The following is a 15,240-nucleotide window of genomic DNA, read 5'->3' as shown; positions in this document are numbered from 1 at the left end:
GCGGTCTTCCTTGTGTGGTTCCGGGGATCAGGTGGTCGGCCCGGCTGCGGCCCTGCGGTGCGGCGAACGCTCCGCGGCTGCCAGCGCGTCGGCCAGACGGTCGACGACGGCGCTCGCCTGCTCGTCGGTGAGGGTGAGTGGGGGCAGGAGGCGGACCACGGCGCTGTGCCGGCCGCCCAGTTCGACGATGAGGCCGCGGTCCAGGCACTCCTGCTGGACGGCGCGGGCGAGGGCCGGGTCCGGCGGCGGGGCCGGGGCGTGGTCGTCGGCCTCGGCCGGCAGGGGCGCGGCCTCGGGGTCCACCAGCTCCAGGCCGATCATCAGTCCGCGCCCCCGTACGTCGCCGATCCCCGGATGATCCACCCGCAACTTCCGCAGGCTGTCGAGCATTCGGGCGCCCAAGGCCGCCGCCCGCTCCGCCAGCCCGTTCTCCCGGACGTACGCGAGGGTGGCCGCGCCCGCCGCCATGGCGAGCTGGTTGCCACGAAACGTACCCGCGTGGGCGCCCGGCTGCCAGAGGTCCAGCTCAGAGCGGTAGACGATGACCGCGAGCGGGAGGGAACCGCCGATCGCCTTGGAGAGGACCATGACGTCCGGCACGATGCCGCTGTGCTCGACGGCCCAGAAGGCGCCGGTCCTGCCGACGCCGGTCTGCACCTCGTCGGCGATCAGCGGGATGGACCGGGCCCGGGTGATCTCGCGCATCCTGCGGAGCCAGGCGTCCGGGGCGGGGTTGACGCCGCCCTCGCCCTGGACCGGCTCCACGATCATCCCCGCCGGGGCCGGGACGCCGCCCTTCTCGTCGTCCAGCAGGTGCTCCGTCCACCGCGCGCCGAGGGCGGCCCCGCGCTCGCCGCCGATCCCGAACGGGCAGCGGTAGTCCTGCGGGAAGGGCAGCCGGGTCACCCGCACGTCCCGGGCGCCGCCGGAGGCCTCCAGCGCCCCGGCCGTCATACCGTGGTAGGCGCCGGTGAAGGTCAGCAGGCCGTCGCGGCCGGTCGCGGCCCGGACCAGCTTGAACGCCGCCTCGACGGCGTCCGTACCGGCGGGGCCGCAGAACTGGATGCGGGCGTTGTCGGCGAACTCGCGCGGCAGGGTGGCGAACAGCTCGGTGGTGAAGGCGTCCTTGACCGGGGTGGCGAGGTCGAGCACGTGCAGGGGGGCGCCGGAGTCGATGACCTTCCGGATGGCTTCGAGCACGACCGGGTGGTTGTGGCCGAGCGCCAGAGTCCCCGCGCCCGACAGACAGTCCAGATACCGGCGTCCGTCCGCACCCTCGATGGTGAGCCCGCGCGCCCTGACCGGAACGATCGGCAGGGACCGCGCATAGGTGCGGGCGGCCGACTCACGCAGCGACTGGCGGCGGAGGATGCCCTCGTGCACGGGAGGCGCGGGAGGCGGTGCCACCGGAGCGGGTTCGGTCACGGACACGGCTCTTGATCCTCCTGCGGTAACAGTTGCGTTGCACGTCGGTACGTTTTCGCGCGGACGGAGTGCGGGGGTGAACGCTGTCCTGGTGTCCCCCGTACGTACCAACGACGGCGGCCGCAAGGGATCACGGGTACACCGGAACATCCTTGCGGGAACGGAACCGTGGACCTGCCGCGAACCGTCCCCATCGGCACCGGCATAGTGGGGGCCGCGCCGAGCGCCGGAGAAGGTTGTTCCGCCGCCCCGGAGTGTCCGAAAGCAGCACGGAGTACCGAGTGACGAAGTCCCAGGGGGATCACCAGATGCGACCCATTCGCCCGACCGACACCGCACGCCGCGGCAGGCGCGTACGGCGCATGCCTTCCGGTGTGCTCGCCGCGACGGCGGCCGTCGCCGTCCTGACGCTCACCGCCACCGCCTGCGGTCCGGAGGAGGACAACGCGGGCGGTACGACGCCCAGCGCCCCGGCCGGCCAGGCCGACGGCAAGATCACGATTCCGGACGATCTCAAGGACCGGCTCAAGGAGCACGGGATCGACCCGGACAAGTGGCGGGACGGCGAGTGGAAGAACTGGGACAAGGACCAGTGGCTGCGTGAGGCCCAGGACTTCGTCAACCCGATCATCGAGGACCTCTGGGACCCGGACCGGATGCGGGAGGCCGACAAGCCCCCGGAGAACCCGGTCGACAACGACATCTCCGGTGACGACGGTGTGACGGACCCGACGCCCGCCCCCGTCCAGGCGGCCGATGTCGCGACGCCGTACCACGACAACGCGCCGGAGGCCGGGAAGCTCCTCTTCGACGGTCCCAAGGGCCCGATGGTCTGTTCCGCGACCGTGGTGAAGGACCCGGCGAACCCGGGCAAGTCCAACATGGTGTGGACCGCCGGGCACTGTGTGCACGCCGGCAAGGCGGGCGGCTGGTACCGCAACATCGCCTTCGTCCCGTCGTACAACAACGACAACCTCTCCGCGGCGGAGCTGGAGACCGCCCCCAAGGAGAAGGTCGCGCCCTACGGCGTGTGGTGGGGCCGGTGGGCCCAGACCTCCGAGCAGTGGATCGCCCAGGGTGCGGCGACCGGCGGGCAGGGCGCCCCGTACGACTTCGCGGTGCTGCATGTGACGCCGGAGAAGGGGTCGACGGGCAAGTCGCTGGAGGAGACGGTCGGTTCGGCGCTGGCGGTCGACTTCGACGCCCCCGCCGTACCGGAGATCGCGGACATGACGGCCACCGGCTACCCGGCCGCGCCGCCGTACGACGGCCAGAAGCTCCTCCGGTGCAAGGACAAGCCGGGCCGCCTCTCGGTCCGCCAGGACGAGCCGACGATGTACCGCATCGGCTGCACGATGACCGGTGGCTCCTCCGGTGGCGGCTGGGTCGCGACCGGCTCGGACGGGCAGCCCGCCCTGGTGTCGAACACCTCGATCGGCCCGGTCTCGGCGGGCTGGCTGGCCGGTCCCCGGCTCGGCAAGGAGGCCGAGGGCGTCTACCGCGCGGTCAGTGAGAAGTACGCGGGCCAGTAGGACGTCGTACGAGGCCCGGCAAGGCTCTTTCCCGCCCGGGCGGCCGACTCATCCGTCGGCCGGCCGGGCGGTTCGCCGCCCGGGCTCCCCGGCGGCGTCGAGTTCCGCGGCCCCGTCCTCCCAGCGGCGGCGCCGCTCGGCGAGGGACTGCTCCCACCAGGGGGTGCCGCGTTCGCCGAGGGCAACCTTGGCCGTGTGCACCCGGCTCCGGGCCAGCTTCTCGGCCGCCGGGTCCTGGTTCCGGTGCGAGGCGGCCACCCCTCGCCGAGCCGCCATGAGGTGACGGCGCAGAGCGGCGGCGACGTCTTCGGGGATCTCCGGATCGGTGGCCCGCCAACGGCGGCCCTTCACCACGATGTACCGGCCGTCGGGGGTCCGCTCCGGCTGATCGGCGTCCATCCGGCCATGGTGCCCGACGGGCACGGCCACCGGCGTGAGGGCGTACGGGCGCACGCCGTCAGAACGGCATGTGGCCACGAGCACGCCGACCGGCCGAGCCGCTGCGGCCGACCGCCTTGGAGCTGCTGCGGAACGGCTTGCTGAAGAGCCGGCCCAGCGGCCCCGGCGCCTTGCTGCCCGCGCGGGAGCCCAGGCCGAGCGTGCGCTGGGTACCGCGCTCCGGATGACGCGAGAACCTGGGGACCAGGAAGGCCAGTACGGCCAGAACGACACAGACAGCGACTATTCCGACGATCATCATGATTTCCTCCTCGTGGGATGGGTGCTGCCGTCGTGTGCCCGGTGCCCGGCCCTCCAATCACCGCCACGTCCCGGACGGGCCGCGGCTCGGGCGGCACGGTGTTCCGCGTTCCGGCGGGTACACGGAAGGCACTTGGCGCCGGATCCCGTGCGGCCACGACCGAGAGGCATGGCAATGAGCGATTCCACATTGCGGGCGGTGGGGTGGGCGCAGTCCTTCCCCGTCTCCCAGGGAGTGCGAGCGGGGCGAGACTGGGCGCGCGAGCACCTGCAGAGCCTGGAGTGGGCCAGGGAGGAGCCCGACACCGTGGATTCGGTGCTCCTCACCGTCTCCGAGCTCATCACCAACGCGCACAAACACGCGCACAGCGACGCCCAGCTCGTCCTGACGTGGGACAGCACGTGCCTGCACGTCAGCGTCCACGACTCCAGTCCGCAACCGCCCACGCAGCGCGACAGTGACCCCGGCGCACTCGGCGGCCGGGGCATGGCCATCGTCGACGCGCTGGCCGACAGCTGGCAGCACCATCCGCAGCGGGAGGGCAAGACCGTGACCGCCTGCTTCGTGCCCCCGGGGTACGAGCAGTCCGCCGCGGCAGGGCATGAGGACCCCGGGAACGGCTGACGCCCGGCCGGGAGGTCCCGGTCGGGCGTCTTGGACACAGCCTGTGCCGTGCGGTGATCACGGCCTGCGCCGTGCGGTGATCAGTGCGCGGCGGGGACGAACGTCCCCAGCTCCGCCGCCAGTTCCTCGTGGACCTGGGCCTTGAGCAGGGTGCCCTCGGCGGTGTGCTCCTCGGAGAGGACCTCACCCTCGGCGTGCACCCGGGAGACCAGCGCCCCCTGGATGTACGGCACGAGCACCTCGATCTCGACGGACGGGCGCGGCAGCTCGGCGTCGATGAGCGCGAGCAGCTCGTCGATCCCGGCGCCGGTCCGGGCCGAGACGGCGATCGCGTACTTCTCGTTGCGCAGCAGCCGCTGGAGGACCAGCGGGTCCGCCGCGTCCGCCTTGTTGATCACGACGATCTCGCGCACGTTCACCGCGCCGACGTCCCGGATGACCTCGCGCACCGCGGCGAGCTGCTCCTCGGGCACCGGGTGCGAGCCGTCCACCACGTGCAGGATGAGATCGGACTCGCCGACCTCCTCCATGGTGGAGCGGAACGCCTCGACGAGGTGGTGCGGCAGGTGCCGTACGAACCCGACGGTGTCGGCGAGGGTGTAGATCCGGCCGCTCGGTGTCTCGGCCCGGCGCACGGTCGGGTCCAGGGTGGCGAACAGGGCGTTCTCCACCAGGACACCGGCTCCGGTGAGACGGTTGAGCAGCGAGGACTTTCCGGCGTTGGTGTATCCGGCGATAGCGACGGAGGGCACCTTGTTGCGCTTGCGCTCCTGGCGCTTGATCTCGCGGCCGGTCTTCATCTCCGCGATCTCCCGGCGCATCTTCGCCATCTTCTCGCGGATCCGCCGCCGGTCCGTCTCGATCTTGGTCTCACCGGGACCACGGGTGGCCATGCCGCCACCGCCGCCGGAACCGGCGCCGCCCATCTGTCGGGAGAGCGACTGGCCCCAGCCTCGCAGGCGCGGCAGCATGTACTGCATCTGCGCCAGCGAGACCTGCGCCTTGCCCTCACGGGACTTCGCGTGCTGGGCGAAGATGTCGAGGATGAGGGCGGTCCGGTCGACCACCTTCACCTTGACGACGTCTTCCAGATGGATCAGCTGGCCCGGGCTGAGCTCACCGTCGCAGATGACGGTGTCCGCCCCGGATTCGAGGACGATGTCCCGCAGCTGCAGCGCCTTGCCGGAACCGATGTAGGTCGCCGGGTCGGGCTTGTCGCGCCGCTGGTACACCGCGTCCAGGACCTGTGCGCCCGCCGTCTCGGCGAGGGCGGCGAGCTCCGCGAGGGAGATCTCGGCGTCACGCACCGTCCCCGAGGTCCAGACACCGACCAGCACGACGCGCTCCAGGCGCAGCTGTCGGTACTCGACCTCGGTGACGTCCTCGAGCTCCGTCGAGAGACCGGCGACGCGCCGCAGGGCGGCACGCTCGGAGCGGTCCAGCTGGTCGCCGTCGCGCGCTCCGTCGATCTCCTGGCTCCAGGCGACGTCCTCTTCCATCAGGGCGTCGGCCCGAAGGCTCTCGGTGAGGCTCTCGGGGATGTTCTCCGTGGCGCTCTGCGCGTCCTGCGCGTCCTGGGGAAGGGAAGAAGAGGAGGTCATTGGATCCTTACGTCGATAGAAGTCTTTACGTTAGTCACAACGTGTGACCTGTCCGGATGATTCCCGATCATTCCCGCCGGGACTCCGGTGCGGTCCGCCGTGGAGACGTGTCGATAGTGGCACGGCCCCACCGGGCCCGTCACTGGGGTTTTCCCCCGCCCTCAGGGGGTGGCAGCGGGCTCGGCCGCACGCCAGTCGGGGTGGCCGGGCATCGCCGGGGTCTTCTTCCCGTACAGCCACTCCTCGAAGAAGGGGGTCAGATCCCGTCCCGCGATGCCGGAAGCCAGCCGGGTGAAGTCCGCGGTGGTCGCCGTACCGTCCCGGTGGACGCGGACCCAGGCGCGCTGCAGCCGGTCGAAGGCGGCCGCACCGATCTCCTGGCGCAGGGCGTAGAGGACCAAGGCGCTGCCGTCGTAGACGACCGGGCGGAAGAGGCTCAGCTTCTCGCCCTCGGCGGGGGTGTCCGGGCGCGCCGGCGGGCCGCCGTCCGCCCGCCAGCCGTCGGAGAGCTTGTACGCCTCGCGCATCCGCCGCTCCAGCGTCCCTCCGCCGTTCTCCTCCGCGTACAGGGCCTCGTACCAGCTGGCGTGCCCCTCGTTGAGCCAGAGGTCGGACCAGGAGGCGGGCGAGACGCTGTTGCCGAACCACTGGTGGGCCAGCTCGTGGACCATGACGGAGTCGACGTACCACTCGGGATAGGCGGGCTCGGTGAAGAGGGACCTGCCGAAGAGCGAGATGGTCTGGGTCTCCAGCGCGAAGCCGATGCGGCTGTCGGCGACGAGGACCCCGTACGTCTCGAAGGGGTAGCGGCCGACGCGCCGCTCCATCCACTCCAGCTGGGCGGGGGTCTTCTTCAGCCAGGGCTCCAGCTTCTCGCGGTCGGCGGTGGGGACGACGTCGCGCAGCGGCAGGCCGTGCGGTCCGGTGTGGTGGTGGACGTGGGAGCGGCCGATGGAGACCTGGGCGAGCTCGGTGGCCATGGGGTGCTGGGTGCGGTAGGTCCAGGTGGTGGTGGCGCCGTTACGGGTGTGGCCGGCGGGCAGCCCGCCCGCGACGGCCGTGAGGTCCTTGGGCGCGGTGATGCGGAAGGTGAAGTGCGCCTTGTCCGAGGGGTGGTCGTTGCTGGGGAAGACCCGGTGGGCGGCGTCGGCCTGGTTGGCCATGGCGAGGCCGTCGGCGGTACGGATCCAGCCGCCGTTGCCCGAGGTCCCGGACGGGTCGCTGGTGTGCCGGACGGTGATGTTCAGGGGGGCGCCTGCGGGGAGACGGCGGGGGGCCTGGATCACCAGGTCCTCGTTCTTGCTGCCGAAGTCGGCGGCCCGCCCGTCGACCTCGACGCCCTGCACGGTGCCCCGGGCGAAGTCGAGGTTGATCCGCTCCAGCGGTGCGGTGGTACGGGCCCTGATCTTGGTGACGGCGTCCAGGGGCTTGGTGTTGCTGCCGTGGTACGTGAAGGCGATGTCGTACGAGAGGACGTCGTAGCCGGGGTTGCCCAGCTCAGGGAAGAGCCGGTCACCGATGCCGAGCGGCTCGGGGTCGGGCAGGGCGGCGGCGACGAGGGTGAGCGACGCGGTGGCCAGGAGGGCGGCCCGCAGGCGGCGGGAGAGGTGCGGCATGGACTACGGCTATCAGCGCCGGGCGCTCTCCGGGTGGTGCCGCGCGCCGCACCACCCGAACGGGGCGGTCTCTCCGGGGCGGCCCTCAGCCGGTGGCGGCGGGGTGCTGGGCGCGGCTGACGTCGTAGACCCCGGCGACATCGCGCATGGCCCGCATCAGGGCGGGCAGTCCGGCGGCGTCGGGGAGCTGGAGGGTGTAGGTGTGCCGGACGCGCTGTTCGCTGGGGGGCTCCACGGTGGCGGAGACGATGGCCGCGTCGGCCGTGGCGATCGCCTCGGTGAGGTCGGCCAGCAGCCTGGGGCGCCCGAAGGACTCGGCGACGAGCGTGACGCGGCAGGCGGCGGTGTCGCGTCCGCCGTCCTCGTCGCGCCAGCGGGCCGCGACGGGGGCGCGGCCGATCTCCCGCATCCGGGCGACGGCGGGACACTCCTGGCGGTGCACGGTGACGGCGCCACCCCGGACCACGATGCCGACCACCTCGTCCGGGGGCACCGGCGTACAGCAGCCGGCCAGGCGGGTGGGGCTCTCCGGGCCGTCGACGACGATGTTGGCGGCGCGCCCGCCGGACCGGGTGCGGGCGGGTGCGATGGGCTGCGGGCCGTCGGCGGCCGGTTCCGCGGGGCCCTCGGCCTCGGGGCCCGGGGCGTCGGGGTGGGCGGAGAGCCAGCCGGTGATCGCGATGCGGGCGGCGGGGGTGCGGGCGTGGTCCAGCCACTCGGGCGACGGGCCGGAGGCGGTGTCCTGGGCGAGCAGCAGTTGCACGGTGTCGCCGTCGCTGAGGACGGTGGAGAGGGTGGCAAGGCGGCCGTTGACCCTGGCTCCGATGCAGGTGTGCGCCCGCTCCCCGTGCTGGGCATACGCGGCGTCGACGCAGCTGGCCCCGGCGGGCAGGCCGAGGGTCCTGCCGTCGGTGCCGAACACGGTGATCTCGCGGTCCTGGGCGAGGTCGGCGCGCAGGGTGGTCCAGAACGTGTCGGGGTCGGTGGCGGACTCCTGCCAGTCCAGCAGCCGGGAGAGCCAGCCGGGCCGGGTCGGGTCGGCGCGCTCGTCGGACGGTTCGGCCTGCTGGGCGGCGGTGGGGTCGTGGGCGTACGGGTTGCCCAGGGCGACGACGCCCGCCTCGGCGACCTTGTGCATCCGGTGCGTACGGATGAGGACTTCGGCGACGGCGCCCTCGGGGCCGACGACGGCGGTGTGCAGCGACTGGTACAGGTTGAACTTGGGGGCGGCGATGAAATCCTTGAACTCGGAGATCACCGGGGTGAAGCAGGTGTGCAGCTCACCGAGGACCGCGTAGCAGTCGGCGTCCTCGCCGACCAGGACGAGCAGCCGGCCGAAGTCGGTGGGGCGCAGCTCGCCGCGTTTCCTGCGGACCCGGTGCACGGAGACGAAGTGGCGCGGCCTGATGAGGACTTCGGCGCTGATGCCCGCTTCCCGGAGCGTCGCCCGGACACATTCGGCGATGGGGGCCAGGGGATCGCTCTCGCCCGTCACGCCGGCGATGAGGGCGCGGGTGTCCTCGTACTCCTCGGGGTCGAGGATCGCGAAGACCAGGTCCTCCAGCTCGGTCTTGAGCGCCTGGACGCCGAGCCGTTCGGCCAGCGGGATGAGGACATCGCGGGTGACCTTGGCGATCCGGGCCTGCTTCTCGGGGCGCATCACGGTGAGGGTGCGCATGTTGTGCAGCCGGTCCGCGAGCTTGATCGACATGACCCGGACGTCGTTGCCGGTGGCGACGAGCATCTTGCGGAAGGTCTCGGGCTCGGCGGCGGCGCCGTAGTCGACCTTTTCGAGTTTGGTGACGCCGTCGACGAGATAGCAGACCTCTTCGCCGAACTGCTCCCGTACCTGATCGAGGGTCACCTCGGTGTCCTCCACGGTGTCGTGGAGGAGGGAGGCGGTCAACGTGGTGGTCTCGGCGCCGAGCTCGGCGAGGATCAGGGTGACGGCGAGCGGGTGCGTGATGTACGGCTCGCCGCTCTTGCGCATCTGGCCCCGGTGCGAGGACTCCGCGAGGACGTAGGCGCGGTGGAGGATGGCCAGGTCGGCGTCGGGATGGTGGGCGCGGTGCGCCTCGGCGACATGGCCGATGGCGTCGGGCAGCCGGTCACGGGGGACGGGGCCGAGCAGCGCCACCCGGCCCAGCCTGCGCAGATCGATCCGGGGCCGGCTCCGCCTGCGCGGCACAGCGGCGGGATCGGCGGCCTCTGCACTCATGGGGCACCTCCGGCGACGTCGACCGGCGGTGGGGAGAGGCGGTCGCTTCTCCGGGCCGGTGCTTGATGCTATCGACCCCACCACGTGGCGCAGTCCGCCTCTCGCCCAGCGTGAAACGGATCACCCATTCGAGCGAAGCTCGGACCGATCACCGTTTCGAGGAGGGGACCCTGGAGCGTGCTTGCCGGTCAGCCGACGACCGTTTCCAGCCAGGCCGGGTCGATGGTGCCCTCGGCGACGATCACGGCGGCGCCGGTCATGTCGACCGAACCGTCCGGGTGCTCGGTGATGGTCAGGGTGCCGCCGGGGAGATCCACCCGGTACGTCGCGGGGAGCCCGGTCACCGCCGGGTCCCTGCCGTCCCGGCGGGCGGTGGCGACGGCCACCGCGCAGGCGCCGGTGCCGCAGGAGCGGGTCTCGCCGGAGCCGCGCTCGTGGACGCGCATGGCGACGTGGCGGGGGCCCCGGTCGACGACGAACTCGACGTTGACGCCGTCGGGGTAGACCGCGGCGGGCGTGACCGGAGGGGCTGAGAGCAGGTCGCCGGCGTGGGCGAGGTCGTCGACGAAGGCGACGGCGTGCGGGTTGCCCATGTTGACGTTGCGGGATGGCCAGCTGCGCTCCCCGACGGCGACCGTGGCGCTCGCCTCGGGCAGCAGGGCGCGCCCCATGGAGACGGTGATGTCGCCGTCCTTGGCGAGGTGGACCTGCTTGACGCCGCCCCGGGTGGCGACGGCGAGGCCGCCCTGCTCGACGAGGCCCGCGCGCTGGAGGTGGTGAGCGAAGACGCGCACCCCGTTGCCGCACATCTCGGCGATCGAGCCGTCCGCGTTGCGGTAGTCCATGAACCACTCGGCCTCGGCGGCCATGTCCTGGGCCTCGGGGTGGGCCGCGGAGCGGACGACGTGCAGCAGGCCGTCCCCGCCGATACCGGCCCGGCGGTCGCAGATCCGGGCGACGACAGACGCGGGCAGCGCGAGGGCGTTGTCCGGGTCGGGGACGATCACGAAGTCGTTCTCGGTGCCGTGACCCTTGAGGAAGGTGATCTGCGAAGTGCTCACAGGGCAACTGTACGAGCCACCACCGACACTCGGCGAGGCCGGACCCGCCGGGCGTCCCCCGGGCGGCGTCAGCGCAGGCGGGCCACGCGCCACACGGCGAGGGCGACCAGTCCGGTGCCCATGACGACGTACAGGGCGATCACACGCCAGTCGGGGCGGTCGCCCGAGCCCCTGGCCGGCAGGCCGGGCCAGGTGTGGCCGACGCGGCGGGCCGCCATCATGGCCCAGCCGGCCGCGCAGCAGCTGATCAGGAGCCCCAGCATGGCGACCACGGCACCGCCGTCACCGAACTCGAAGGCGAGCGGGAAGGCGAACATCAGGGAGCCGACGGCGGCCAGCATGACGATGGGCGCGAGCTGCCAGATCCGCAGTTTGCGGGTGGGTCGCAGCTCGACCTCGACCTCGGGGGCCACGTCCTGCTCGTCGGGCCCGTCGGGGCTCAGCCGCCCCGCGATCTCCCGCGGTGGCGGTACGTCGTGCTGCTCCGTGTCGCGAGGGCCGGCCTCCATCGCCACGCGCCCTCCCTACTCGGACTCCGCTGGTGGATCGATGCTCGATGATGGCACGGGCACGGGTGCCGAATTGACGGCCGGAGCGTCCCGATGCCATCACGTGATCAGGCTGTGACCGCTCGTTCGACCAACGTCAGCGTCCGGTGCGGGAGTTCTTCCCGGTCACGGTGTCCGCCACCGACCCAGTGGACGCGCGGGTCGCGGCGGAACCAGGAGTCCTGCCGGCGCGCGAAGCGCTTGGTGGCGCGTACGGTCTCGGCTCGCGCCTCCTCCTCGGTGCACTCCCCCGCGAGTGCCGCGAGGACCTGCTGATAGCCGAGCGCCCGTGAGGCGGTGAGTCCTTCGCGGAGTCCGGACGCCTCCAGGGCGCGCACCTCTTCCACGAGGCCGGCCTCCCACATCCGGTCGACGCGCCGGGCGATGCGCTCGTCCAGTTCGGGGCGCTCGACGTCGACGCCGATCTGCACGGCGTCGTAGACCGGCTCGTCGCCGGGGAGGTTGGCGGTGAAGGGCTTCCCGGTGATCTCGATGACTTCGAGGGCGCGGACGATACGGCGGCCGTTGCTCGGGAGGATGGACCGGGCGGCGCCGGGGTCCGCGGCGGCGAGCCGCTGGTGCAGGAGGCCGGAGCCGCGCTCGGCCAGCTCCGCTTCGAGCCGGGCGCGCACCTCGGGGTCCGTACCGGGGAACTCCAGGGCGTCGATGGCGCCCTTCACGTACAGCCCGGAGCCGCCCACGAGGATCGGCGTACGGCCTTCGGCGAGCAGCCGGTCGATCTCCAGCCGGGCCAGGCGCTGGTACTCGGCGACGCTGGCGGCCTCGGTGACGTCCCAGATGTCCAGCAGGTGGTGCGGGACGCCCGCGCGCTCGGCGGGCGTCATCTTCGCCGTACCGATGTCCATGCCCCGGTAGAGCTGCATGGAGTCGGCGTTGACCACCTCGCCGCCGAGCTCCTGGGCGAGGAAGACCCCCAGATCGGATTTTCCGGCCGCGGTGGGGCCGACGACGGTGATGACACGGGGGGCTGAAGCGGGACGGTTCACCGGGACAGTCTCCCAAATATCCGGGGCCCTCCCGCACACCGCCGAAAGCGTGGAAGGGCATCAGGGAAACGCTAAAGGGCGAGTAAAGTCGGCAGGAAGGGAGAGGTGACGGACAATGGGGGCGGGAGAACGCTCCCGCAGACCGTCCTCACTGCACGGAAGGTGACCCAATGGGGTTCCTGGACAACCTGAAGGCCAAGCTGGGACCGGCCAAGGACAAGGTCGGCGACCTCGCGCAGCAGCACGGGGGCAAGATCGAGCAGGGCCTCGACAAGGCGGCGCGCACGGTCGACCAGAAGACCAAGGGCAAGTACAGCGACAAGATCGACACGGGTACGCGCAAGGCCAAGGAGGCCGTGGACAAGCTGGGCCAGAAGGACGGGGGCACCCCGGGGACACCCGGCACCACGCCGCCCCCTCCGCCGCCCGCCTCCTGACCTGACAGCGGCAGTCCCCGACGGCGGCACCGGTTCTCTCCGGTGCCGCCGTCGGGCTGCGCGGGTCAGGACCAGGCGGCGACGGTGTATCCCACCCCGTAGGGCGCGTCCTCGTACAGCAGCCGGCCGCCGAGGCCCGCTCCCCGTGCGGCGCCGCTGAGCAGCTGCCAGGGGGCCCGGCCGGCCACCTTGAGCTCGTACGCGAGTGTCTCGTCCAGCGCGTCCAGTGCGGCGAGGTCCGCGGAGGCCAGCGCCTCGGCCGCCCGGGCGTCGAAGACCTCGGCCCGCTCGTCGAGATAACCGGGCGCCTTGAGTGTGCGGCAGGCGCTCCCGTCGCCCATCACCAGGAGCGCGACGCGGCCGGCACGGGCGGCCAGCTCCTGTCCGGCCCGGGCGCACTCGGCGGCGGGGCTGCGCCCGTCCACCGCGAGCCCCTCGACCGGCGCGCCGGCCCAGCGGGCCCGGTCCAGCAGCCACGCGCCGACGGCGAGGGAGTCCGCCAGCGCCGGTCCCTGCGCGGCCGGGTCGGGCTCGCCCAGGGTGACATCGAGGGCGACGCCGAAGCCCCGGAAGGAGCCGTGCCCGCCCGCCGGGTAGGCGGCCGCGGTCCGGCCGTCCGCCGGGCCCACGACCACGAGCAGGTCGGGGCGGGAGGCGGCGAGCACCCCCACGGCGTCCAGGCACGCGGCGCGCGCGGGGTCGAGTTCGGGTGCGGCCCCGGCGGCGACCTCGGGCACCAGGAGCGGCGGGCAGGGGCACACGGCGGCGGCGACAAGCATGCCGGTCAGCGTACTTGCCGGGCGCGGAACCCCTCGTACGGACCGGTCGGCCGGAACCGGAGCCGGAGCCGGAGCCCTCTGACCGGAGCCGTCAGCCGGAGCCGATGCCGTCGGCCGGAGCCGTCAGCCGATGCCGCAGGCCGGGGCCGCGGCGGCCGGGAGCGGGTCCGGGGCGCCGATGGACGGGAGGCCGAGCATCACGCCGGCCGGCTTGGCGGCCGGCGCCGTGGTGCGCTTCTCCCAGGCGTCGCCCGCGCGCGTGCCCCGTACCGCGAGCGGGGCGCCCTCGGCGAGCAGGTGGTGCGGGGCGGCGTAGGTGATCTCCACGGTCACCACGTCGCCGGGGCGCACGTCCTGGCCGGGCTTGGTGAAGTGGACGAGGCGGTTGTCGGGGGCACGGCCGGAGAGGCGGTGGGTGGCGCCGTCCTTGCGGCCCTCGCCCTCGGCGACCATGACCTCCAGGGTGCGGCCGACCTGTTTCTTGTTCTCGTCCCAGGAGATCTGCTCCTGGAGGGCGGACAGGCGCATGTACCGCTCCTGCACGACCTCCTTGGGGATCTGGCCGTCCATGTCGGCGGCCGGGGTCCCGGGGCGCTTCGAATACTGGAAGGTGAACGCGTTGGCGAAACGGGCCTCGCGGACCGCGTGCATGGTCTGCTCGAAGTCCTCCTCGGTCTCGCCGGGGAAGCCCACGATGATGTCGGTGGAGATGGCGGCGTCCGGCATCGCGGCGCGCACCTTCTCGATGATGCCGAGGAAGCGCTCCTGACGGTAGGAGCGGCGCATCGCCTTGAGGATGCTGTCCGAGCCGGACTGCATCGGCATGTGGAGCTGCGGCATCACGTTCGGCGTCTCGGCCATGGCGGCGATGACGTCGTCGGTGAAGTCGCGGGGGTGCGGGGAGGTGAAGCGGACGCGCTCCAGGCCCTCGATCTTCCCGCAGGCGCGCAGCAGCTTGGAGAAGGCCTCGCGGTCGCCGATGTCGGAGCCGTACGCGTTGACGTTCTGGCCGAGCAGGGTGATCTCGGACACGCCCTCGGCGACCAGGGCCTCGATCTCGGCCAGGATGTCGCCGGTGCGGCGGTCCTTCTCCTTGCCGCGCAGCGCCGGGACGATGCAGAAGGTGCAGGTGTTGTTGCAGCCGACGGAGATGGAGACCCACGCGGCGTAGGCGGACTCGCGGCGGGTGGGGAGCGTGGAGGGGAAGGCCTCCAGGGATTCGGCGATCTCGATCTGCGCCTCCTCCTGGATCCGGGCGCGCTCCAGCAGCACGGGCAGCTTGCCGATGTTGTGCGTACCGAAGACGACGTCCACCCAGGGGGCCCGCTTGACGATGGTGTCGCGGTCCTTCTGGGCGAGGCAGCCGCCGACGGCGATCTGCATGCCGGGGCGCTTGGTCTTCATCGGGGCGAGCCGGCCGAGGTTGCCGTAGAGCTTGTTGTCGGCGTTCTCGCGGACCGCGCAGGTGTTGAAGACGACGACGTCGGCGTCGCCGTCGGCGCCCTCGGGGGCCCGTACGTAACCGGCGTCCTCCAGGAGACCCGACAGCCGTTCGGAGTCGTGGACGTTCATCTGGCACCCGTAGGTGCGCACCTCGTAGCTCTTCTGGACGTCCACTGCTTCTTCGCTCCGGTTGCCGCTGCTCATGTGACCAGGGTAGGCGGTAGCCGGGCGCGCCCCGGTCCCTGCCCG

14 protein-coding genes are annotated in these 15,240 nt (G+C 72.4%); 3 read left to right on the top strand and 11 right to left on the bottom strand.

What is annotated here, in order from left to right:
* Positions 1 to 27 precede the first annotated feature (27 nt).
* On the bottom strand, positions 28 to 1,431 hold the full coding sequence (locus IF17_RS0127590; RefSeq protein ID WP_030571316.1) for a diaminobutyrate--2-oxoglutarate transaminase family protein: 1,404 nt from the start codon (positions 1,429 to 1,431) through the stop codon (positions 28 to 30).
* A gap of 356 nt (positions 1,432 to 1,787) precedes the next feature.
* Between IF17_RS0127590 and IF17_RS0127585 the strand changes: the two genes are divergently transcribed.
* On the top strand, positions 1,788 to 2,957 hold the full coding sequence (locus IF17_RS0127585) for a trypsin-like serine peptidase (RefSeq protein WP_030571313.1): 1,170 nt from the start codon (positions 1,788 to 1,790) through the stop codon (positions 2,955 to 2,957).
* Positions 2,958 to 3,005: 48 nt separating this feature from the next.
* Here the strand turns inward: IF17_RS0127585 and IF17_RS0127580 are convergent, their stop codons facing one another.
* Complete coding sequence (locus IF17_RS0127580) at positions 3,006 to 3,356, bottom strand: hypothetical protein (protein WP_030571310.1); 351 nt, start codon at positions 3,354 to 3,356, stop codon at positions 3,006 to 3,008.
* A gap of 58 nt (positions 3,357 to 3,414) precedes the next feature.
* On the bottom strand, positions 3,415 to 3,657 hold the full coding sequence (locus tag IF17_RS0127575) for a DUF6411 family protein (protein ID WP_018516317.1): 243 nt from the start codon (positions 3,655 to 3,657) through the stop codon (positions 3,415 to 3,417).
* A gap of 174 nt (positions 3,658 to 3,831) precedes the next feature.
* On the opposite strand from IF17_RS0127575, the gene IF17_RS0127570 reads away from it, so the two are divergent.
* Positions 3,832 to 4,281 carry an ATP-binding protein gene (locus IF17_RS0127570; protein ID WP_179115582.1) on the top strand — a complete coding sequence of 150 codons (450 nt, stop codon included), beginning with the start codon at positions 3,832 to 3,834 and terminating at the stop codon, positions 4,279 to 4,281.
* A gap of 80 nt (positions 4,282 to 4,361) precedes the next feature.
* Here the strand turns inward: IF17_RS0127570 and hflX are convergent, their stop codons facing one another.
* The 6 genes from hflX to miaA form a co-directional block, all read right to left on the bottom strand.
* On the bottom strand, positions 4,362 to 5,882 hold the full coding sequence (gene hflX, locus IF17_RS0127565) for a GTPase HflX (RefSeq protein ID WP_030571304.1): 1,521 nt from the start codon (positions 5,880 to 5,882) through the stop codon (positions 4,362 to 4,364).
* Positions 5,883 to 6,043: 161 nt separating this feature from the next.
* Positions 6,044 to 7,498 carry a M1 family metallopeptidase gene (locus IF17_RS0127560; RefSeq protein ID WP_030571301.1) on the bottom strand — a complete coding sequence of 485 codons (1,455 nt, stop codon included), beginning with the start codon at positions 7,496 to 7,498 and terminating at the stop codon, positions 6,044 to 6,046.
* 85 nt (positions 7,499 to 7,583) lie between these two features.
* Complete coding sequence (locus tag IF17_RS0127555; RefSeq protein WP_030571298.1) at positions 7,584 to 9,716, bottom strand: RelA/SpoT family protein; 2,133 nt, start codon at positions 9,714 to 9,716, stop codon at positions 7,584 to 7,586.
* Positions 9,717 to 9,904: 188 nt separating this feature from the next.
* Positions 9,905 to 10,777, bottom strand: coding sequence for a diaminopimelate epimerase (dapF, locus tag IF17_RS0127550; RefSeq protein WP_030571295.1), 873 nt, complete (start codon positions 10,775 to 10,777; stop codon positions 9,905 to 9,907).
* 68 nt (positions 10,778 to 10,845) lie between these two features.
* Positions 10,846 to 11,286 carry a hypothetical protein gene (locus IF17_RS0127545; RefSeq protein WP_030571292.1) on the bottom strand — a complete coding sequence of 147 codons (441 nt, stop codon included), beginning with the start codon at positions 11,284 to 11,286 and terminating at the stop codon, positions 10,846 to 10,848.
* A 107-nt stretch (positions 11,287 to 11,393) separates the two neighbouring features.
* Positions 11,394 to 12,332, bottom strand: coding sequence for a tRNA (adenosine(37)-N6)-dimethylallyltransferase MiaA (gene miaA / locus IF17_RS0127540; RefSeq protein WP_030571289.1), 939 nt, complete (start codon positions 12,330 to 12,332; stop codon positions 11,394 to 11,396).
* 170 nt (positions 12,333 to 12,502) lie between these two features.
* Between miaA and IF17_RS0127535 the strand changes: the two genes are divergently transcribed.
* Positions 12,503 to 12,769: an antitoxin gene (locus tag IF17_RS0127535; protein WP_030571287.1), complete on the top strand. Its 267-nt coding sequence runs from the start codon at positions 12,503 to 12,505 to the stop codon at positions 12,767 to 12,769.
* 65 nt (positions 12,770 to 12,834) lie between these two features.
* Here the strand turns inward: IF17_RS0127535 and IF17_RS0127530 are convergent, their stop codons facing one another.
* Together IF17_RS0127530 and miaB are read right to left on the bottom strand one after the other, a co-directional pair.
* Positions 12,835 to 13,548: a class III extradiol dioxygenase subunit B-like domain-containing protein gene (locus IF17_RS0127530; protein WP_030571285.1), complete on the bottom strand. Its 714-nt coding sequence runs from the start codon at positions 13,546 to 13,548 to the stop codon at positions 12,835 to 12,837.
* Positions 13,549 to 13,671: 123 nt separating this feature from the next.
* Positions 13,672 to 15,195 (bottom strand): tRNA (N6-isopentenyl adenosine(37)-C2)-methylthiotransferase MiaB, encoded by a 1,524-nt coding sequence (gene miaB, locus IF17_RS0127525; protein WP_076968355.1) that lies wholly within the window; start codon positions 15,193 to 15,195, stop codon positions 13,672 to 13,674.
* Positions 15,196 to 15,240 lie beyond the last annotated feature (45 nt).

It is taken from the genome of Streptomyces cyaneofuscatus, from assembly GCF_000718135.1.
GTDB lineage: Bacteria > Actinomycetota > Actinomycetes > Streptomycetales > Streptomycetaceae > Streptomyces > Streptomyces cyaneofuscatus.
The sequence above is the reverse complement of the archived record's forward strand: the minus strand, read 5'-3'. Positions and strand labels throughout refer to the sequence as shown.

Excerpts from the sequence above, each read along its gene's own strand:
- IF17_RS0127570 (WP_179115582.1), top strand. The coding sequence starts at position 3,832 with ATGAGCGATTCCACATTGCGGGCGGTGGGGTGGGCGCAGTCCTTCCCC.
- IF17_RS0127560 (WP_030571301.1), bottom strand. The coding sequence starts at position 7,498 with ATGCCGCACCTCTCCCGCCGCCTGCGGGCCGCCCTCCTGGCCACCGCG.
- IF17_RS0127530 (WP_030571285.1), bottom strand. The coding sequence starts at position 13,548 with ATGCTTGTCGCCGCCGCCGTGTGCCCCTGCCCGCCGCTCCTGGTGCCC.
- IF17_RS0127555 (WP_030571298.1), bottom strand. The coding sequence starts at position 9,716 with ATGAGTGCAGAGGCCGCCGATCCCGCCGCTGTGCCGCGCAGGCGGAGC.
- IF17_RS0127575 (WP_018516317.1), bottom strand. The coding sequence starts at position 3,657 with ATGATGATCGTCGGAATAGTCGCTGTCTGTGTCGTTCTGGCCGTACTG.
- IF17_RS0127545 (WP_030571292.1), bottom strand. The coding sequence starts at position 11,286 with ATGGAGGCCGGCCCTCGCGACACGGAGCAGCACGACGTACCGCCACCG.
- hflX (WP_030571304.1), bottom strand. The coding sequence starts at position 5,882 with ATGACCTCCTCTTCTTCCCTTCCCCAGGACGCGCAGGACGCGCAGAGC.
- IF17_RS0127535 (WP_030571287.1), top strand. The coding sequence starts at position 12,503 with ATGGGGTTCCTGGACAACCTGAAGGCCAAGCTGGGACCGGCCAAGGAC.
- IF17_RS0127580 (WP_030571310.1), bottom strand. The coding sequence starts at position 3,356 with ATGGACGCCGATCAGCCGGAGCGGACCCCCGACGGCCGGTACATCGTG.
- IF17_RS0127585 (WP_030571313.1), top strand. The coding sequence starts at position 1,788 with ATGCCTTCCGGTGTGCTCGCCGCGACGGCGGCCGTCGCCGTCCTGACG.
- miaB (WP_076968355.1), bottom strand. The coding sequence starts at position 15,195 with ATGAGCAGCGGCAACCGGAGCGAAGAAGCAGTGGACGTCCAGAAGAGC.